Origin of the sequence: Umezawaea sp. Da 62-37 (assembly GCF_032460545.1) — a bacterium.
In the GTDB taxonomy this organism is placed as follows: Bacteria; Actinomycetota; Actinomycetes; order Mycobacteriales; family Pseudonocardiaceae; genus Umezawaea.
Genome location: NZ_CP135965.1, coordinates 4677644 through 4696145, shown reverse-complemented (window position 1 = coordinate 4696145; position 18502 = coordinate 4677644). Strand labels below are relative to the sequence as shown.

The window sequence follows — 18502 nt, the reverse complement described above, 5'->3', positions numbered from 1 at the left end:
GTGGGAGGAGGCGATACTGGGAGTGAATGGAGATGCCGGTTCGGGTGACCACTGACAGTGGTAACCGGGACGTTGGGTGACTAACCTGGTGACCATGCGGCGATCAGTGTCCAGTGCGTGCGTGGCTCTTCTGTTCGCGCTGGTCGGTGCGTTCGCCCTGGTGGCGCCCGCGAGTGCGGCGGCGGGCCCGGACGTGCGCCCGGTGGTGCACGTGCACGCGCAGCAGACGGAGACGGTGGACCCGACGAACACCGGGCCGGACCTGAACCCGCCGCAGGAGAACCGCTCGATCGGGGCCGACACCAAGCGGAAGCTCTGGATCGGCGGTATCGCGATCCTGCTGTTCGCGCTGGTGTACTGGCGCAACAAGCGCCGGTACAACAAGTGGCGCAAGGCGCGCAAGGCCGCCGCGGGCTGACCCCGAAGCGTTCCATCTGCTGGGAATCGGCATCCGGTATACGGTCGTCCGGTGGGAAATCGCGAGGCAGTGATCGGTCAGGCCGAACCCCCGGCCGCCGTTTGGCGCAGCGTCGCGACCGGCCGTCGTTGATCACCGGAAGGGCACTTCGGCCCGCCGGGACGTGATGCAGGATGGACGCAAATGAGTACCGACTTCAAGAGCAGCACACGCTCATCCGTGGAGCGGTACTCGACGGTGCTCGCAGACCTCTCGCACAGCATCCACGCCGAGCCCGAGATCGCCTTCCAGGAGCACCGCAGCGCCGACAAGGTCGCGTCGCTGCTGGCGGGCGAGGGTTTCGAGGTCGAGCGCGGCGTCGCGGGCCTGGACACGGCGTTCACCGCGACCTACGGCTCCGGTGAGCTGGTGCTGGGCCTGTGCGCCGAGTACGACGCGCTGCCCGAGATCGGCCACGCCTGCGGCCACAACGTGATCGCGGCCTCCAGCGCGGGCGCGGCACTGGCGCTGCGCGACCTGGCCGACGAGCTCGGCATCACGGTCAAGGTGATCGGCACGCCCGCCGAGGAGGTGGGCGGCGGCAAGGTGCTCATGCTGGAGCGCGGCGTGTTCGACGACGTGGCGTTCTCGATGATGGTGCACCCCGCCCCGTACGAGGCCATCGCGGCCCGTTCGCTCGCGATCACCGACGTCGAGGTCCACTACACCGGACGGTCCTCGCACGCCGCCGCCGCGCCGCACCTCGGCGTGAACGCGGCGGACGCGATCACGGTGGCCCAGGTCGCGATCGGCCTGGCCCGCCAACACCTGGAGCCCGGCCAGATGGTCAGCGGCATCGTCCTCAACGGCGGCACGGTGCCGAACATCGTGCCCGCGAAGACGTCGGCGATGTTCGACCTGCGCGCCGAGAACCTCGAATCACTGCAGCGCCTCGAGAACCGAATCGGGGACTGCTTCCACGCCGGGGCCCTGGCCACCGGCTGCACCCATGAGGTCGTCAAGGTCTCGCCGATCTACGCCGAACTCACCCCCGACCAGTGGCTGGCGGACGCCTACCGGCAGGCCGCGGTCGCACTGGGGAGGCGTCCGCTGAGTCCCGAACGGGAACAGCGGGAGAAGATCGGCAGCACCGACATGGGCAACGTCACCCGCGTGCTGCCCGCCATCCACCCGACCATCGCCATCGACTGCGGAGACGCGGTGAACCACCAGATCGAGTTCGCCACCGCCTGCGCGTCGGCTTCGGCCGACCGGGCGGTGCTCGAAGGAGCACTGGCCATGGCCTGGACGACCATTACCGCGGCCACGGATCCGGACCAGCGCGCGAGGCTGCTCGCCGCCGCTGCCGACCGTGCCGCCCCTCTCGGAGGTACGGCATGACCGTCCTGGATTCGCGGACCGACCTGTCACGGGAGGAGTCCGAAGTGCTGTTGACCCGACAGGGGGTGAGCATTGCCCCTGTGGATGATCCCGGCGAGGGGCGTGGTCCCTCTTGGCTCGACGACTGGCTGACCGCGAACGCGGCCGAGGTCGTCGCCTGGCGCAGGCACCTCCACGCGAACCCGGAGCTGTCCCGCAAGGAGTTCGGCACGACCGAGCTGATCGCCGGGTTGCTGCGGTCCGTCGGGTTGAAGCCCCGTGTGCTGCCCGGTGGTACGGGCCTCGTCTGCGACATCGGCAGCGGGCCCCGCTGCGTGGCGTTGCGCGCGGACATGGACGCGTTGCCGCTGAAGGAGAACACCGGCCTGCCGTTCGCCTCCACTGTGGACGGGGCGTCGCACGCTTGTGGACACGACGCGCACACCGCGGTGCTGCTCGGAGCGGCGTTGGCGCTGGCGTCGGCCACCGAGTTGCCGGGACGGGTGCGGTTGATCTTCCAGCCCGCCGAGGAGGTCATGCCCGGCGGTGCGCTGGACGTGCTCGCGGCGGGTGGGTTGGACGGTGTGGAGCGGATCTTCGGGCTGCACTGCGATCCGCGGCTGGAAGTGGGGCGGGTCGGAACCCGTGTGGGTGCGATCACGTCGGCGAGTGACCTGCTGGAGCTGCGGCTTACGTCGCCCGGTGGGCATACGTCGCGTCCGCATCTGACTGCGGATCTGGTCAATGCCCTGGGCACCGTGATCACGGGGTTGCCGTCGTTCCTGTCCCGCAGGGTGGATCCGCGTTCGGGGACCGTTCTGGTGTGGGGTGCCGTGCATGCCGGTGAGGCTGCTAACGCGGTGCCGCAGGACGGGGTGCTGCGGGGGACGTTGCGGACCGGGGATCGGGAGATCTGGGCCGAGTTGGTGCCGTTGGTGAAGGAACTGGTGGGGGCTTTGTTGGCGCCCACCGGGGTGGGGTTCGACCTGCATCATCGGCGGGGGGTGCCGCCGGTGGTGAATGAGCGGGATTCGACGTTCCTGATGCGGGCTGGGATTGAGGCCGCCCTTGGGGAGGATGCTTTGGCTGGGACGAAGCAGTCCTCCGGGGGTGAGGACTTCGGGTGGTATTTGGAGCATGTGCCAGGGTCGTTCGCGCGGCTTGGGGTGTGGGATGGGGTTAGCAAGCAGAAGGATTTGCACCAGTCGACGTTTGATTTGGATGAGCGGGCGTTGTTGGTGGGGATTCGGGTGATGGTGCACACGGCGCTTGCCGCTTTGGCCTGAGGGTTGGGTGGGTTTTGGGCGGGGGGTTGGGTTTCGGGAAAGCGAAGCCCGGCTCCCCGTGGCGCGATTGTCTCAATGCCCTGACCCCGTTTGTCAAGGCGGGAAAGATGCCTTGACAAACGGGGTCAGGGCAGGAGGGCGCTGTGTATCGGGGGCAGGGGTAGGTCTGGCTTCGCCAGTATCAGGCTGCGCCTGACTTGGGCACCTCGCTCCGCGTCGGTAAAGCACCTCGCTGCGCGTCGGCAAGGCGGTGGGCGCTCCGCGCCGGATGCGAGGGGGCGGCTGCGTCGGGTGGGGATCCTGGGCTTCGCCTTCGGACCAAGCATTCTTGCTTCGCATTGGACGACTGCTGCCCCCACCTGGTTGCGGGTGGGGGCAGCAGTGTGTCCTGGGTGGTTAGGAGACCGGTTCGATTAGTTGTGGCCTGGCTTCGGGGGCGGCGGAGCGGACGCCGTCTGCGGCCTGGTCGCTGGGTTGGGCTTGGGATTTGCGTTCGGCTTCTACGCGGGCGATGTAGATTTCCACCTCGCGTTTGATCTGCTCTTCGTCCCAGTCGTGGACGGTGGCGATGAGGCGGGCGACTGCTTCGGCGCTGTCGACGCCTCGGTGCGGGTATTCGATGGAGATGCGGGTGCGCCTGGTGAGGACGTCTTCGAGGTGCAGTGCGCCCTCGTGGCTGACGGCGTAGAGCACTTCGACCTGGAGGTAGTCCGGGGCGCCGGGGACTGGTTTCAGCAGTTCCGCGTTGTCGCGGGTCAGGCCGAGGACCTCGTGGACGAGGGAGCCGTAGCGGTCGAGGAGGTGGCGGACCCGGTAGGGGTGGAGGCCGTAGCGGGTGGCCAACTGGTCGGCCTGGTTGACGAGGGCGTGGTAGCCGTCCGCGCCGACGAGGGGGACCTTGTCCGTGATGGACGGTTGGATGCGGCCGGGTACGTCGACCGAGGCGGCGTCGATGGCGTCGGCGCCCATGACGCGGTAGGTCGTGTACTTGCCGCCCGCGATGGCGACCAGGCCGGGGGAGACCCTGGCGACGGCGTGTTCGCGGGACAGTTTCGAGGTGGACTCGTCTTCGCCGGCGAGCAGGGGGCGCAGGCCCGCGTAGACGCCTTCGATGTCGTCGTGCGTCAACGGGGTCGCGAGGACCGAGTTGACGTGTTCGAGGATGTAGTCGATGTCCTTGCGGGTCGCCGCCGGGTGGGCGAGGTCGAGGTTCCAGTCGGTGTCGGTGGTGCCGACGATCCAGTGGTTGCGCCACGGGATGACGAAGAGGACCGACTTCTCGGTGCGCAGGATCATGCCGGACTCGGAGACGATCCGGTCGCGCGGGACGACGATGTGGACGCCCTTGCTGGCGCGGACCCGGAATCGGCCGCGGCTGCCCGCGAGCCGCTGCAACTCGTCGGTCCAGACGCCGGTGGCGTTGATCACGGCGTGCGCCCGGACGTCGGTCTCGCGGCCGTCCTCGACGTCGCGCACGCGCACGCCGGACACCCGGTCGGCCTCGCGGAGGAACTTGATGACCTGGGTGGACGTGCGCACGACGGCGCCGTAGTGGGCGGCGGTGCGGCCGACCATCATGGTGTGCCGGGCGTCGTCGGCCTGGGCGTCGAAGTAGCGGATGCCGCCGATGAGGGCGTCGCGCTTGAGCGCGGGCACCATCCGCAGCGCGCCCGCCCTGGTCAGGTGCTTCTGACCGGGCACGGAACGCCTGCCGCCCATGGAGTCGTAGAGGAACAGGCCCGCCGCGGTGTACGGCCGCTCCCAGATCCGCTTGGTCAGCGGGTAGAGGAACGCGACCGGCTTCACGAGGTGCGGGGCGATCCGGTTGAGCATCAGTTCGCGTTCCCGAAGCGCCTCGCGGACCAGGCCGAACTCCAGCTGTTCGAGGTAGCGCAGGCCGCCGTGGAACAGCTTGCTGGACCGGCTCGACGTGCCGGAGGCGAGGTCGCGGGCCTCGACGAGCGCGACCCGCAGGCCGCGCGTCGCGGCGTCCAGCGCGGCTCCGACACCGACCACGCCGCCGCCGATGATGACGACGTCGAAGGTCTCGGTCTCGAGCCGTCGCCAGGACTCCTCGCGTTCCAACGGCCCCATGCGACCGGTTACGGCCGCCTCGACCTCGGTCTCGGTTTGTTCGTGCACCGCTGCTGTCCGGGGCTTGCGCGTGGCCACGACAGACGCCTCCCTGCGCTGACCTGTACTGACCAACAGCACGCTACTCGCAGGTAAGGGGATTCGGGGGATGGAGCGCCCGCGTTGGCGCGCTCTAACGGTTCGTGGTGTGCTGACCAGGAGCGAACGACCCCAAAAGGGCCCGAACTGACCACGGGCCCGTAGACAACCGATCAGTTCGGCGGTTAGCTTCAGGTCGCATCACAGGGTGGGCAGCGCGGCCGGACCCGAGCTCGGACGCGCCTCTTCGCCCTGTCCGCCACACGGCGAGGAGGCTGGCGAATGAGTGCAGGTTCGATCTTCGTCTGGGAGACCCTCGGCACCGCGATATTGATCTTGCTGGGTACCGCGGTGGTAGCCAACCACGTGCTCCGCAACACCAACGGCAACGGTGCGGGCACCCTGTTCATCAACTTCGGCTGGGCGTTCGCCGTCTTCACGGGTGCGAGCGTCGCCGCGAAGAGCGGCGCCCACCTCAACCCCGCGGTCACCCTGGGGCTTGCCATCAGCGGCAAGACACCCTGGGGCGACGTCCCCGTCTACTTCGCGGGCCAGATGGTCGGCGCCATCATCGGCGCGATGCTCACCTGGGCCACCTACAAGCTCCAGTTCGACGCCCACGACGAACCCGGCGGCACGCTCGGGATCTTCTCCACCGCGCCGACCATCCGCAACACCCCGTGGAACCTCGTCACGGAGATCATCGGCACGTTCGTGCTCGTCGCGTGGATCCTGCTCAGCCCCGGCGCGAAGATGGCCGAGAACGGCCTGCCGAACTTCGGCAACTCCGCGCTCGGCTACGCGGGCGTCGCGTTCGTCGTCCTGGTGATCGGCACCTCGCTCGGCGGCCCCACCGGGTACGCCATCAACCCCGCCCGCGACCTCGGACCCCGCATCGCCTACGCCTTCCTGATGCCCATCAAGGGCAAGGGCAACCCCGACTGGGGCTACTCCTGGATCCCGGTCGTCGGGCCGTTCATCGGCGGTGCGCTGGCAGCCCTGCTCTACCTGGTACTCCCGGTCTGAAGATGAGAGGACACTTCGCATGACCCAGTACGTGGCCGCGATCGACCAGGGCACCACCTCGACCAGGTGCATGATCTTCGACCACTCCGGTCGGGTCGTCTCGGTCGACCAGAAGGAGCACGAGCAGATCTTCCCCAAAGCGGGGTGGGTCGAGCACGATCCGGAGGAGATCTGGTCGAACACCCGCCAGGTCGCCGCGGGAGCGCTCGCCAAGGCCGACCTGAACACCGGCGACATCGTCGCGGTCGGCATCACCAACCAGCGCGAGACCGCCGTGGTCTGGGACAGGACCACCGGCAAGCCCGTCTACAACGCGATCGTCTGGCAGGACACCCGCACGGACAGGATCTGCCAGGAACTCGAGGCCATGGGCGGTGGCCAGGAGCGGTACCGGGAGAAGACCGGCCTGCCGCTGGCGACCTACTTCTCCGGCCCCAAGGTCCGCTGGATCCTGGACAACGTCGACGGCGCCCGCGCCAAGGCCGAGTCCGGTGACCTGCTGTTCGGCAACATGGACACCTGGGTGCTGTGGAACATGACCGGCGGCGTCGACGGCGGCGTGCACATCACCGACCCGACGAACGCCTCCCGCACGCTGCTGATGGACCTCGACACCCTGACCTGGGACGAGTCCATCGCGGCCGACATGAAGATCCCGCTGTCGATGCTGCCCGAGATCAAGTCGTCCTCCGAGGTGTACGGCCAGGTCAGGGAACGGGGTGCGCTCGCGGGCCTGCCGATCGCGGGCATCCTCGGCGACCAGCAGGCCGCGACGTTCGGCCAGGCGTGCCTGTCCCCCGGCGAGGCGAAGAACACCTACGGCACCGGCAACTTCGTGCTGCTCAACACCGGCACGGAGAAGGTGCTCAGCAACAACGGGCTGCTCACCACGGTCTGCTACAAGATCGGCGACAACGCCACGGTGTACGCCCTCGAGGGCTCCATCGCGGTCACCGGGTCGCTCGTGCAGTGGTTGCGCGACAACCTCGGCATGATCGGCACGGCCGCCGAGATCGAGGAGCACGCCCGGTCGGTGGAGGACAACGGCGGCGCGTACTTCGTACCCGCGTTCTCCGGGCTGTTCGCGCCGTACTGGCGGTCCGACGCGCGCGGCGCGATCGTCGGCCTCACCCGGTACGTCAACAAGGGCCACCTGGCCCGCGCGGTGCTGGAGGCCACGGCGTTCCAGTCCCGTGAGGTCATCGACGCGATGAACGCCGACTCCGGGGTGGAGCTGACGTCGTTGAAGGTCGACGGCGGCATGGTCGTCAACGAGCTGCTGATGCAGTTCCAGGCGGACATCCTGGGTGTGCCGGTGATCCGGCCGGTAGTCGCGGAGACCACGGCGCTGGGTGCCGCCTACGCGGCGGGTCTGGCCGTCGGGTTCTGGGCGGGCGAGGACGACATCCGCGCGAACTGGGCGCAGGACAAGCAGTGGGACCCGTCGATGGACGAGGACCAGCGGGCCCGCGAGTACAAGAACTGGAAGAAGGCCGTGACCCGGACGCTGGACTGGGTCGACAAGGACGAGTGACGGTCGACGGGCGTCCCTTGCACGGGGGCGCCCGTTCCCCTAGTCCAGGTCGTCGTGGCGCATGAGCTGGCGTCCGGACTCCGTGATGGAGCCGGACAGCGACGGGTACACCGAGAACGTGGTGGCCAGGTCCTCGACGGTCAGCTGGTTCTGCACGGACAGCGCGATCGGCAGGATCAGCTCGCTCGCGTTCGGCGCCACCACGACACCGCCGATGACCACGCCGGTGGCCGGGCGGCAGAACAGCTTCACGAAGCCGCGGCGCAGGCCCTCCATCTTGGCGCGGGGGTTCGTGGCCAGCGGCAGCATGATCGTGCGGGCCGGGACCTTGCCGGAGTCGATCGCCTGCTGGCTGATGCCGACGTTGGCGATCTCCGGGTTGGTGAACACGTTCGCGGCCACGGTCTTGAGCTTGATCGGGCTGACGCCCTCGCCCAGCGCGTGCCACATCGCGATGCGGCCCTGCATGGCCGCGACCGACGCGAGCAGCATCAGGCCGGTGCAGTCGCCCGCCGCGTAGACGCCGGAGACGTTCGTGCGCGACACCCGGTCGACCGGGATGTACCCGCCGCGCCCGAGCTCGATGCCGATCTTGTCCAGGCCGATGTCGGTGGTGTTGGGGACCGAGCCGACCGCCACCAGGGCGTGGCTGGCCTCGACCACGCGGCCGTCCTCCAGGTGGATCTTCACGCCGTCGCCGACGTTCTCCACCTTGTCGGCGCGCGCGTGCTTCACGACCGCCGTGCCGCGCTCGGCGAACACGTCCTCCAGCACCGCCGCCGCGTCCGCGTCCTCGTGCGGCAGCACCCGGTCGCGGCTGGAGATCATGGTGACCTTGACGCCCAGCTCGGTGTACGCCGAGGCGAACTCGACACCCGTGACACCCGAGCCGACGACGGCCAGGTGCTCGGGGAGTTCCGGGAGGTCGTAGATCTGCCGCCAGTTCAGGACGCGCTCGCCGTCGGGCTCGGCGCCGGGCAACACGCGCGGGGTCGCACCTGTGGCGATCAACACCACGTCGGCCGACAGCGTCTCCGACGCGCCCGAGCTCTCGACCACGATCCGGTGCTGCGCGAGGCCCCGCGAGTCGTCGCAGAACTTCGCCGTCCCGTTGATGATCTGCACGCCCTCGCGCTGGAGCCGGGCGCGGATGTCCGCCGACTGCGCGAGCGCAAGGCCCTTCACCCGTCCGTGCACGACCGGCAGGTCCACCACGGCGGCGTCGTTGTTGGTGCGGATGCCCAGCTCACCGGCGTTGCGGAAGGCGCTGCGACCACCGGCGGAGGCGATGAACGTCTTGGACGGCACGCAGTCGTAGAGCACGCACGCCCCACCGACGCCGTCCGACTCCACGACCGTCACTTCGGCTCCGTGCTGAGCGGCGACGAGCGCGGCTTCGTACCCAGCCGGGCCGCCGCCCATGATGACGATGCGGGTCACGCCAGATCCTCCTCCAACAGCGGCAACGGCCGCGCTCAACCGTACGCGGTCGGGTCGAAGTCCGTGTCGCGCGGTCTGGTGTTCCTCAAGGTGATCGCCGGGTCGCTAGGCTGTCGGTCGTGCCGCTCTATGCCGCGTACGGGTCGAACATGGATCCGAACCAGATGATGGAGCGAGCCCCCTACTCCCCGATGGCGGGGACTGGCTGGCTCGCGGGTTGGCGTCTGTCGTTCGGTGGCGAGGACCTCGGCTGGGAGGGCGCTCTCGCCACCATCGTCGAAGACCCCGAAGCCCAGACGTTCGCCGTGCTCTACGACGTCAGCCCGCGCGACGAGTCGCGGTTGGACAGGTGGGAGGGCGCGCTGGGCCTCTACAAGAAGATCCGCCTCAGAGTGCAGACCCTCGAAGGCTCCGTCGTCGCCTGGCTCTACGTCCTGGACGCCTACGAGGGCGGCCTGCCGTCCGCGCGGTACCTCGGCGTGGTCTCGGACGCCGCCGAAGCCGCGGGCGCCCCCGACGACTACGTCGCCGACCTGCGCACCAAACCCTGCCGAGGCATCGGCACCTCCTAACCCCGCGAGTCGAACCCCCAGGCACCCCGTGTCGAACCTCCAGACACCCCGAGTTCGACACTCAGGCACCGGAACAGCCGGGTCGGGTCACGGAGGTCGGACGCGTCCGCCCTGATCACCTTCCACCCGCGCCGCTTCAGGTCGGCGTCCCGCGCGGCGTCCGCCGTCCGGCGGTTCTCGTGCGCCTCGTAACCGTCGTACTCCAGTGCGAGCCGCAGGTCCGGCCACGCGAAGTCCAGTCGGTAGACCTCGTCGCCGAGCAGGTTGTGGATCTTGAACTGGGGCACGGGCACCGGGAACCCCCGGTCGGCGACCATGAGCAGCAGCCAGCTCTCGGCGGGCGACTCCGGCAGGCCGGTGGCCAGGTCGAGCAGGAACCCGCCCCGGCGCCTGCCCCGCGGGTCCGGCCGTCGGGCGATCCGCACGGCGAGATCCGCCTTCACCGTCGGACGGTGCTCCTCCACCACCAGCGCGAGCGCCTGGTCGGCGCACGCCAGGGCGGTCGAGGAACGTGCTCGGCAGAGCAGTTCGCCGATCGAGGCCTCCAGGCACAGGCAGCGCAGACCTTCGACCACGACCACGTCGGACGGGTCGTAGTTGCTGTTGTGCACCACCAGGCCGGGCCGGGCCCGGAACTTGCGGTCGTGGCCGAGCAGGAGGTGGATCGGAGTGCTGTCGGCGGCCGTGCACCCTTGGAGGTAGGTGGCGGTGTGTCCGGTGAGGACCGCGTCCGGGCCGGCCATCAGGAGGCCCGCCGCCGCGAGCGTCCGGGTGTCCGTCATGCGTTCGCGCACGACCAGGACGGTGCGGGAGTAGCTGACCAGGCGGCCGTCTTCGACCGCGGCGCGCAGCCGTGCGCGGCCGAGGTGGGCTTGCAGGTCGGTGCGGAGGTGCGCCCCGTGGAGTCCTTCAGGAAGTGAAATCACCTGAGTACCGAGTGCGCACCGCCCGAATCCGGACGTGGATCACCTGATCAGGGGTGCCTGGAGGTTCGACACGGGGTGTCTGGGGGTTCGACTCGCGGGGGGTCAGGTGGGTTCGGAGAGGAGTTCGGTGACGTGTTGGATCAGGCGGCGGCTGTCCACGGGGGACACGGTGCTCCACGGCTGCTGGCCTGGTACGGCGCGGCGCATCTGCACGTACCGGCCCTCGGGTGTGTCGTAGAAGGCGACCACGCGTTCCGGTCGGCGGCGCTTGCCCCACTTGTCCCGCGCGGCGGCGCCGAACTGCCCGCGGTTGCCCGCGTCCCGCATCATCTCGGCCAACGTCTGCGCGTCGGCCCCGCGCGCGCCCCGCGCCACCAGCGCCTCTTCCAACCCGTCCAACGACCCGGCGGCCGCCGCGGCGGCGTCCAGATCCGCACTCGGCAGCGTGATCGAATGCCCCGGTCCGGCAGGAGCCGCGGGCAGCACCGACAACGCCTCCCGCGGCAGCCCCTCCCCGGAAGCGGCCCGCAGGGTCAGCTCCTCACCGTCCAGAACGGCCAGCACCCCCGACTGCCCCTTGGCCGCCGCGAGCACCCGCACGCTCCGACCGAGCCACAGCCTGCCGTCCACCTCGGTCTGCGGCCGGTTCAGCAGGTGCAGCAGGTCCTCCAGCACGGGGTCCAGCGACGACGGCCTGCCGAGGCCCCGCCTGTCCAGCCCCGCCCACACCTCGCGCTCCAGCTCGGCGCGTTCGGCGTGCGTCTTCCCCGGTGACGGCACCTTCAGCACCAGCGGCATGACCTCCAGCCGCAGGTGCTCCCAGAGCACGTCGAACTCGAGGGCCGAGATGGTGACCGGCTCGCGCAGGTCGGCCGTGCCGAGATCCATTCCGAACGTCGTCATCAGGGGTTCGGGTTCTCCCCGATGACCGCGGGCGAGATCATCCCGCCGATGCCGTAGATGTCGTCGGTCTCGCGGAGGTACTCGGCGGCGTTGTGCTCGCCGTCCTCCTCCTCGTTGGCGCGGCCACCGACGTTGCCGAACGGGTCGAACCCGCCGCCCTGCGCGGGCACCATCGGCGTCGCACGCCGGTGCACGGTGTCGTTGTCGGCCGCCGTGGTGGCCGCGGGGCCGCCCGCGGGGCCGCCGATGCCGGAGGCCATGCCGTGCTGCGCGGCCGGGGTCGCCATGGGGCCGAACTCGGCGCCGCTGGTCACGGTCACGCCGGACTGGCGGCCCGCGCCCGCGGCACCGGAACCCGCGCCGTCGGCGCCCTGACCGGCCGTGTGCTCGGCGTGCGTGGAGTCGGAGGACTTCGAGTCCTTCTTCGACCCGGCCCGACCGCCGCCGCTGCCTGCGCCGATCACACCGCTGCCCGAGCCGGACGTGCCGGACGTGCCCACCGAGGTGGACCCGCCGTTGGCGGTCTTGGTGGCGCCCGCCGTGGCCGCCGAGCCGTTCGTGGTGGCCCCCGCCGGACGGGTGGTCGAGGAGGACGTGCCCGGCGCGGAGGTGGTCGGCCGCGCGCCGCCCTGTGCGGGCACGCGCACACCGCCGCCGATGCCGCCGACGCCCGCGACGACGCCGTAGGCGCCGCCGAAGCCGCCGCTGATGCCGTGCACGTTGCCCAGGGACGACTGCGCCGCGTTGATGACCAGCTGCGGGGGCTGGTGGAACTGCCCGAGGGTGCTGGTGTTCGTGGTCGTGCTCGACGCGTAGGTGGCCATGACCTCGCGGGCGCGCTGCTCGGCGGCGCCGTGGGCCTTCTCCTGCTGCTCGTAGTCGGTCTGGCCGCCCACGAGGTGCGTCAGCGCGCTCAGGATCCTGCCGGGGTCCTCCGCCGTGACGGGAACGGGCGCGGGCATGTCGGAGCGGGCCTTGCCGATGAAGTCGGCCTGCATCTCGGCCGAGACGCGCATGACGTCGGCGCCGGTGCGGGCGTCGTCGGCCCACGCCGCGAGCGGGTTGAGGCCCGCGCGGGCCTGGTCGGCCGCGGCGCCCTCCCAGACGGCTCCGGACTTCTGCACGCCCTTGTGGAGCTCGGAGTTGATCTCCGTCATGGCCGCGGAGATGCCCTGCCACCGCTCCATCGAGGCGTGCGACGCCTTGGGGCCGGGGCCGGAGTTGATCTGCTGGTAGAGCTCCTCGTGGCTGTACCCGCTCCAGCGGTGTCCGTCGGGCATGAAGCTTCCCCTCAGTTTCGCGACCGGTCCGGCTGCTGCTCGGTCAGCAGCCACCCTGCTGCTGCATCAACCCGGTGGCGTCCTCGTCCATCCTGCGGTACTGCTGTTCGACCAGGTCCAGCGCGTCCATCGCGGACTTCAGCTGCTGCTGGTAGCTCTGCAGCGCGCCCAGCGCCGAGTCCCCGGACTCGAAGGCGCGCTCGTTGAACTTCTCGGCGGCTTCCTGGCTCACGCCGTCGCCCGCCCAGGGGCGCACCCTGACCTCGGTGACGGCGAGTTCGATCTGCTGGTCCAGTTTCGTCAACGCCGACGTGAACGCGCCGCGGAGGCTGGGGATGGCCCCCGGCTCCACGGTGAGCGTGTGCGACGACAAGAACGCCTCGACGTCTGCACCACTTGCCTCGGACGGCATCCCGGCCTCCTGCGTAACGTCGTTCTCGGTAGACACTCTAGCCATCTCGGCGGGTTCGCAGGAGGGGCCGAACGGAGGTCCCCCCGTGTGGGTCAGCGCCGTTCGAGCAAACCGCTCAACGCCGCTTCCGCCGTGCGTTCGGCCCCCGCGCACAGGGTGTCCTGGGTGGCCTTCGATTCGTTACCGCCGTCGCGGAACATCACGTCCACGAACTGCCCCTCCGCCACGTCGACCTCCACGTTGCACACCTCGTCGAGCCCCGGTGTCCGGACGACCATCGCCGGGAACCCGCCGATGGTCGTGAACTGCGGCTCGACCTGCGAGTTCTCGGACAACCACACTCCGACACCCTCCACTGTGACGAGCGCGAGCCTCATCACGTTCCCACTGATCCCACTCCGGAACGAACAGGCCTTCGACTCCCCGAAGGCGCTGTCGACGTAGCCGTTGGGCTCGTGGTCGAGGCTCAGCTGGGCGCGCTGCTCCTCGCTGAGCACCGTGCACGGGTCCAGGCCGTCGAGGCGGATCTCACTCGGACGCGGTAGCAGCGGCGGTTGCGTGGTCGTCGTGATGTCCGGGGTCGGCGACGTGGACCCCTTGTCCGCGGTCGGGTGCGTCGGCGTCGTGCAGCCGACCAGGATCAGCGCAGGTAGGGCGAGTGCGATTCGCAGGGGACGCCGCATGACCGCATACCGTAGTGCCGACACCGGGTACGTCCACGTCGGCGGGTCACAGGTCGGTCGCCAGGCGCGACCAGATCAGCAGGTCGTGGTGTTCGCCCTCGACCGACTGAGCGCCCCGAAGTCGACCCTCCTGGGTGAATCCCAGCTTCTCGGCCACGCGCTGTGACGACGCGTTGTCGACGGCGTGCCGGTAGCTGATCCGGTGCAGGTCGACGCCCCCGAAGCCGAACCTGATCACGGCCCCGGCCGCCTCGGTGGCGATCCCGCGGCCGCGGTGCCCGGCCGCGGTCCAGCAGACCAGCTCGGCGGACCCGTTGTGCGGGTCGACGTCCTTCAGCGCGATCTCGCCGACCGGGCGACCGAGCAGCTGGTCGCACACCGCCCACGAGTAGCGCTGGTCGCTCTCCCACTGCCAGGTCCGGAACTCCACGTACTTGCGCGCGCCCGCCTCGTCGTCGACGAGCAGCCCGCCCTGCCAGCGGCGGATGCCGGGATCGGCGAACGCGGCGACCAGGGCCGCGCTGTCGTCGATCCGGTCGTCCGCGCGCAGCTGCCGCAGGTAGTGCTCACCCGCGTTGATCTCCACCGGCTCCACGGCCCCAGGTTAACCGTTGTCGCTGGTGAAGCCGTCGTGCTCGTCGGCGAGCGCGTCGAGCCACGTCCGGCGGGTGCTCGCGGGACGGCCGTCGGGGGCGGTGGTGAGCTCGACGATCCAGTCCGCCGCCTCGCCGTCGTCCTCGCCCGCCAGCAGTTCGCGGTGCACGGCGGCGGGCGTCCACCCGTCGGCCGCGAGCCGCGCGGCGAGACCTTCGGCCGCGTCGCGCTCGGGCAGCACCAGCAGCACCTCGTCGGCGACGTCCGTCGTCGAGGCGCCCGCGGGGCCGTCCAGCAGCCCGCGCGCCTCCAGGGCCTCGCGCAACGAGGCCGTGGTCGGCGTGTGCACGCCGTCGACCCCGATCGCGCGGGCTCCGGACGCGTTCTCCGCCTTGTCGTCGCAGAACACCGTGGCCGCGGGGGAGTGCTGGAGCACCCGCAGCGCGCGCCGGAACGCCTCGGGCGACGGCTTGGCCACCCCGATCCGCGCCGAGGACACGACCGCGTCGACCTCGCGGTCGAGGCCGAGCAGCCGCAGGTCGTCGGGGAGCCTGCTGGTGGCGTTGGTGAGCAGCGCGACCCGGCACCGCCGCCGGGCCAGCCGCACCAGGTCGACGGCCTCGGCCACGACCTCGCCGGGCCGGGACCACGACGCCACGGCGGCCTCCGCGACGGCGCGGTCCACGTCGAGGGCGAGCCGGTCGGCCACCGAGGCCCGCCACACCTCGTCGGGCACCGCGCCGGTGATGGCGGGTCCGATCAGATCGGGGGCGAAGCCCGCGCGGGCCAGCGCGCCGCGCGGCAGGCCGTGCGCGTCCTCGATGGCGTCGTCGGGTCCGAAGCGCCGCAGCACGCCGTCGAGGTCGAGCAGCAGCAGGGTCGGCGGGGTCAGCGCCGCCGCCTGCGGTCGCGGTCGCGCCCGTGCTGGTCGCCGGTGAGCGAGCCGACCAGGACCGCGACGATCGGCACCAGCAGGAAGACGAGCGGGGTCTTGAGGACGGTGAAGAAGAGCAGCACGCATACCAGACCTGTCAGCGGCACCAGCGCGTTGACGAGCCTGCGGGCGATCTGCGCCGACTCCGGCCTGGCCTCCACGGGAGCGGCGGCGGGCCTGGCGACCTCCCCGAAGCGCGGGTGCGGCTCCGGGAGGTCGGCGAACAGGGCCAGCAGGTCGCGGCGGGTCTTGGCGGTCGTCACCATGGCGGTGCGGTCGCCGTACTCGTCCAGTTCGAGCCGTCCGGCGCTCATGTGCTCGCCGAGCGCCTTGAGTGCTTCTTCGCGTTCGGTGTCGCCGATGCGGATGTCGGGCTTGCTCACACCGTCGAATCTAGTCCTTCAGTTCGCAGAGGACGGTTCCCTGCGTCACGGTCGATCCGGCCGCGGCCGCCAGGCCCGTCACGGTGCCCGCTTTGTGCGCGGTGACCGGGTTCTCCATCTTCATGGCCTCCAGCACGACGACCAGGTCGCCCGCCGCGACGACCTGGCCCTCCTCGACGGCGACCTTGACGATCGTGCCCTGCATCGGCGCGGTCACCGCGTCGCCGGACGCGGCCGCGCCACCGCCACCCGCGCGCTTGCGCGGCTTGGCCTTCGCGGCCGTCTTCGCGCCGCCGCCACCGCCGAGCGCGAGGTCTCCGGGCAGCGACACCTCCAGCCGCCTGCCGCCGACCTCGACGACCACGGTCCGCCGCGGCTCCTCCTCGGCCGCCTGCGCGGGGTCGATGAACGGCGGGATGGTGTTGTCGAACTCCGTCTCGATCCACCGGGTGTGCACGGTGAAGCCGTCCTCGGCGGTGAACGCCGGGTCCCGGACGATCGCGCGGTGGAACGGCAGCACCGTCGCCATGCCCTCGACGACCATCTCGTCCAGCGCGCGCCGGGCCCGTTCGATCGCCTGCGCGCGGTCCTCGCCGGTGACGATCAGCTTGGCCAGCAGCGAGTCGAACTGGCCGCCGATCACGCTGCCGCTCTCCACGCCCGCGTCCACCCGGACGCCGGGGCCCGCGGGCGAGGTGAACGTGGTCACCGTGCCGGGGGCGGGCAGGAAGCCGCGACCGGCGTCCTCGCCGTTGATCCGGAACTCGATCGAGTGGCCGCGCGGCGCCGGGTCCTCGGTGAAGCGCAGCTCCTCGCCCGCGGCGATGCGGAACTGCTCGCGCACCAGGTCGAGGCCCGAGGTCTCCTCGCTCACCGGGTGCTCGACCTGGAGCCGGGTGTTGACCTCCAGGAACGAGATCGTGCCGTCCAGCGCGACCAGGTACTCGACCGTGCCCGCGCCGTAGTACCCGGCCTCCTTGCAGATGGCCCGCGCGGAGCTGTGGATCGACGCGCGCTGCTCGTCGGTCAGGAACGGCGCGGGCGCCTCCTCGACGAGCTTCTGGTGCCGCCGCTGCAACGAGCAGTCGCGGGTGCCGACCACGACGACGTTGCCGTGCTGGTCGGCCAGCACCTGCGCCTCGACGTGCCGGGGCTTGTCCAGGTAGCGCTCCACGAAGCACTCGCCGCGGCCGAAGGCGGAGACCGCCTCGCGCACCGCGCTGTCGAACAGCTCGGGGATCTCCTCCAGCGTGCGGGCGACCTTCAGGCCGCGCCCGCCGCCGCCGAACGCGGCCTTGATGGCCACCGGCAGCCCGTGCTCCCGCGCGAACGCGATGATCTCGTCCGGTCCGTCGGCGGGATCCTTGGTGCCGGGCACCAGCGGCGCGCCCGCGCGGGTCGCGATGTGCCGCGCGGTCACCTTGTCGCCGAGGTCGCGGATCGCCTGCGGGCTCGGGCCGATCCAGGTCAGCCCGGCGTCGATGACGGCCTGGGCGAAGTCCGCGTTCTCGGACAGGAAGCCGTAGCCGGGGTGCATCGAGTCCGCCTCGGCGCGCTTGGCGGCGTCCAGGAGCTTGTCGACCGACAGGTAGGTCTCACCCGAGGTGCTGCCGCCGAGCGCGAACGCCTCGTCCGCGAGGCGCACGAACGGCGCGTCCCGGTCCGGGTCCGCGTACACGGCCACGCTCCTGAGCCCGGCGTCGCGGCACGCGCGGACGACCCGGACGGCGATCTCGCCGCGGTTCGCGATGAGGACCTTGCGCAGTGCGACCACGTCCAACCTCCCAGGCAACGGCGACTCGGGGACCTGGCACGGAGTTTAGTGACCCGTCGGTAACCCCGTGGGCGAGAGCATGCTCACTTTCCAGCAGAATCATCCTCCGGAGCTTCGACGGAGGGGGACGACGTGGCGAAGGCACCGCGCTCGGTACCGGCGACGGCGGGTGCGGCCGTGCTGGTGATCGTCGGCTGCCTGGTGACCGCCTACCTGCTCCGGCCCTCGGCACCGGGTTCGGCGGCGGGTCCGCCGACCGGTGAGGACGACCTCCGGTGCGGCGGCGCGGACTGCCGCTCGGTGGTCAAGGCGGACGTGGGCGCGGACACCGTGGACCTGGTGGTCGGCGCGGGCACGGGCCGGATCAGGATCGTCGGCGCGGGCGGGTCGAACATCTTCGAGTCCACGGTCGTGGAGTCCGGCGCGCGGATCGACGAGCGCTCCCTGGAGTGCGTCGCCTCGAAGGTGAGCGTGTGCCTCGTGCGCGGCCCGTCCGGCGACGAGGTGCTGGGCGAGGTGCTGGTCGGCCGCGACGGCACCTGGAACCGGGCCCAGGCCCGCTACCTCGCGACCGGCGGCTACCTGGCGCTGCACGACGTGGACGGCGACGCGGTGGCCGACGTCGTCGCCGTGCAGCGCGAGTGCGACGGGAAGGTGTGCGCGCGGGTGTACGCGCAGGTCTTCTCGTTCACCGGCAGCAGGGAACCCCTGGGCTGCACCGCGCCGGTCGACACCGACGAGGAGCTGCCGGGCTGGCCCGCGGTCGCTCCGGCGGCCGCGGACCTCTCGCCCTGCGGGGCCTGACC

Annotated in this window: 18 protein-coding genes; 7 read left to right on the top strand and 11 right to left on the bottom strand. The window is 70.9% G+C overall.

The genetic code is table 11. From position 1 onward, the window contains the following. The first annotated feature begins 121 nt into the window (after window positions 1-121). The 3 genes from RM788_RS21060 to RM788_RS21050 all read left to right on the top strand — a co-directional run bounded on the left by RM788_RS21060 (window position 122) and on the right by RM788_RS21050 (window position 3063). Window positions 122-418 (top strand): hypothetical protein, encoded by a 297-nt coding sequence (locus RM788_RS21060; RefSeq protein ID WP_315933426.1) that lies wholly within the window; start codon window positions 122-124, stop codon window positions 416-418. Window positions 419-601: 183 nt separating this feature from the next. After that, window positions 602-1798, top strand: coding sequence for a M20 family metallopeptidase (locus RM788_RS21055; RefSeq protein ID WP_315933425.1), 1197 nt, complete (start codon window positions 602-604; stop codon window positions 1796-1798). Beyond that, window positions 1795-3063 (top strand): amidohydrolase, encoded by a 1269-nt coding sequence (locus tag RM788_RS21050; protein WP_315933424.1) that lies wholly within the window; start codon window positions 1795-1797, stop codon window positions 3061-3063. The genes RM788_RS21055 and RM788_RS21050 overlap by 4 nt, the downstream gene beginning before the upstream one ends. 396 nt (window positions 3064-3459) lie before the next feature. On the opposite strand, the gene glpD is transcribed toward RM788_RS21050, so the two are convergent. Further along, window positions 3460-5157 (bottom strand): glycerol-3-phosphate dehydrogenase, encoded by a 1698-nt coding sequence (glpD, locus tag RM788_RS21045; RefSeq protein WP_315934697.1) that lies wholly within the window; start codon window positions 5155-5157, stop codon window positions 3460-3462. Window positions 5158-5517: 360 nt separating this feature from the next. Here glpD and RM788_RS21040 point away from each other — a divergent pair, with 360 nt between their 5' ends. Then, complete coding sequence (locus tag RM788_RS21040) at window positions 5518-6261, top strand: MIP/aquaporin family protein (RefSeq protein WP_315933423.1); 744 nt, start codon at window positions 5518-5520, stop codon at window positions 6259-6261. Between the two features lie 19 nt (window positions 6262-6280). Beyond that, window positions 6281-7795 (top strand): glycerol kinase GlpK, encoded by a 1515-nt coding sequence (gene glpK / locus RM788_RS21035; RefSeq protein ID WP_315933422.1) that lies wholly within the window; start codon window positions 6281-6283, stop codon window positions 7793-7795. A gap of 39 nt (window positions 7796-7834) precedes the next feature. Here the strand turns inward: glpK and RM788_RS21030 are convergent, their stop codons facing one another. Then, window positions 7835-9235 carry an NAD(P)H-quinone dehydrogenase gene (locus RM788_RS21030; protein ID WP_315933421.1) on the bottom strand — a complete coding sequence of 467 codons (1401 nt, stop codon included), beginning with the start codon at window positions 9233-9235 and terminating at the stop codon, window positions 7835-7837. Window positions 9236-9354: 119 nt separating this feature from the next. Here RM788_RS21030 and RM788_RS21025 point away from each other — a divergent pair, with 119 nt between their 5' ends. After that, on the top strand, window positions 9355-9807 hold the full coding sequence (locus RM788_RS21025) for a gamma-glutamylcyclotransferase (protein ID WP_315933420.1): 453 nt from the start codon (window positions 9355-9357) through the stop codon (window positions 9805-9807). On the opposite strand, the gene RM788_RS21020 is transcribed toward RM788_RS21025, so the two are convergent. From RM788_RS21020 to RM788_RS20980, 9 genes are all read right to left on the bottom strand, one after another. After that, window positions 9804-10733 (bottom strand): endonuclease domain-containing protein, encoded by a 930-nt coding sequence (locus tag RM788_RS21020; RefSeq protein ID WP_315933419.1) that lies wholly within the window; start codon window positions 10731-10733, stop codon window positions 9804-9806. The genes RM788_RS21025 and RM788_RS21020 overlap by 4 nt on opposite strands. A 102-nt stretch (window positions 10734-10835) precedes the next feature. Continuing rightward, a complete protein-coding gene (locus tag RM788_RS21015) occupies window positions 10836-11636 on the bottom strand; it encodes an ESX secretion-associated protein EspG (RefSeq protein WP_315933418.1) in 801 nt (266 codons plus the stop codon). Then, window positions 11636-12916 (bottom strand): PPE domain-containing protein, encoded by a 1281-nt coding sequence (locus RM788_RS21010; RefSeq protein WP_315933417.1) that lies wholly within the window; start codon window positions 12914-12916, stop codon window positions 11636-11638. Before RM788_RS21010 ends, RM788_RS21015 begins: the two co-directional genes overlap by 1 nt. 43 nt (window positions 12917-12959) lie before the next feature. Next, window positions 12960-13328 (bottom strand): transcriptional regulator, encoded by a 369-nt coding sequence (locus RM788_RS21005; protein ID WP_315933416.1) that lies wholly within the window; start codon window positions 13326-13328, stop codon window positions 12960-12962. A 92-nt stretch (window positions 13329-13420) separates the two neighbouring features. Further along, the gene (locus RM788_RS21000; RefSeq protein ID WP_315933415.1) at window positions 13421-14011 is read right to left on the bottom strand and encodes a DUF3558 domain-containing protein; all 591 of its coding nucleotides are present in this window, start codon (window positions 14009-14011) and stop codon (window positions 13421-13423) included. 46 nt (window positions 14012-14057) lie between these two features. Continuing rightward, window positions 14058-14606, bottom strand: a complete 549-nt coding sequence (locus RM788_RS20995; protein WP_315933414.1) for a GNAT family N-acetyltransferase — start codon at window positions 14604-14606, stop codon at window positions 14058-14060. A gap of 9 nt (window positions 14607-14615) precedes the next feature. Then, the gene (locus RM788_RS20990) at window positions 14616-15476 is read right to left on the bottom strand and encodes an HAD family hydrolase (protein WP_399345052.1); all 861 of its coding nucleotides are present in this window, start codon (window positions 15474-15476) and stop codon (window positions 14616-14618) included. 17 nt (window positions 15477-15493) lie between these two features. Continuing rightward, the gene (locus RM788_RS20985) at window positions 15494-15922 is read right to left on the bottom strand and encodes a DUF1707 SHOCT-like domain-containing protein (protein ID WP_315933412.1); all 429 of its coding nucleotides are present in this window, start codon (window positions 15920-15922) and stop codon (window positions 15494-15496) included. A 10-nt stretch (window positions 15923-15932) separates the two neighbouring features. Continuing rightward, window positions 15933-17696 carry an acetyl/propionyl/methylcrotonyl-CoA carboxylase subunit alpha gene (locus tag RM788_RS20980; RefSeq protein ID WP_399344250.1) on the bottom strand — a complete coding sequence of 588 codons (1764 nt, stop codon included), beginning with the start codon at window positions 17694-17696 and terminating at the stop codon, window positions 15933-15935. Between the two features lie 132 nt (window positions 17697-17828). Between RM788_RS20980 and RM788_RS20975 the strand changes: the two genes are divergently transcribed. After that, the gene (locus RM788_RS20975) at window positions 17829-18500 is read left to right on the top strand and encodes a hypothetical protein (RefSeq protein WP_315933410.1); all 672 of its coding nucleotides are present in this window, start codon (window positions 17829-17831) and stop codon (window positions 18498-18500) included. The last annotated feature ends 2 nt before the right edge of the window (window positions 18501-18502 follow it).

Excerpts from the sequence above, each read along its gene's own strand:
- RM788_RS21055 (WP_315933425.1), top strand. The coding sequence starts at position 602 with ATGAGTACCGACTTCAAGAGCAGCACACGCTCATCCGTGGAGCGGTAC.
- glpD (WP_315934697.1), bottom strand. The coding sequence starts at position 5,157 with ATGGGGCCGTTGGAACGCGAGGAGTCCTGGCGACGGCTCGAGACCGAG.
- glpK (WP_315933422.1), top strand. The coding sequence starts at position 6,281 with ATGACCCAGTACGTGGCCGCGATCGACCAGGGCACCACCTCGACCAGG.
- RM788_RS21050 (WP_315933424.1), top strand. The coding sequence starts at position 1,795 with ATGACCGTCCTGGATTCGCGGACCGACCTGTCACGGGAGGAGTCCGAA.
- RM788_RS21040 (WP_315933423.1), top strand. The coding sequence starts at position 5,518 with ATGAGTGCAGGTTCGATCTTCGTCTGGGAGACCCTCGGCACCGCGATA.
- RM788_RS21015 (WP_315933418.1), bottom strand. The coding sequence starts at position 11,636 with ATGACGACGTTCGGAATGGATCTCGGCACGGCCGACCTGCGCGAGCCG.
- RM788_RS21010 (WP_315933417.1), bottom strand. The coding sequence starts at position 12,916 with ATGCCCGACGGACACCGCTGGAGCGGGTACAGCCACGAGGAGCTCTAC.
- RM788_RS21005 (WP_315933416.1), bottom strand. The coding sequence starts at position 13,328 with ATGCCGTCCGAGGCAAGTGGTGCAGACGTCGAGGCGTTCTTGTCGTCG.
- RM788_RS21000 (WP_315933415.1), bottom strand. The coding sequence starts at position 14,011 with ATGCGGCGTCCCCTGCGAATCGCACTCGCCCTACCTGCGCTGATCCTG.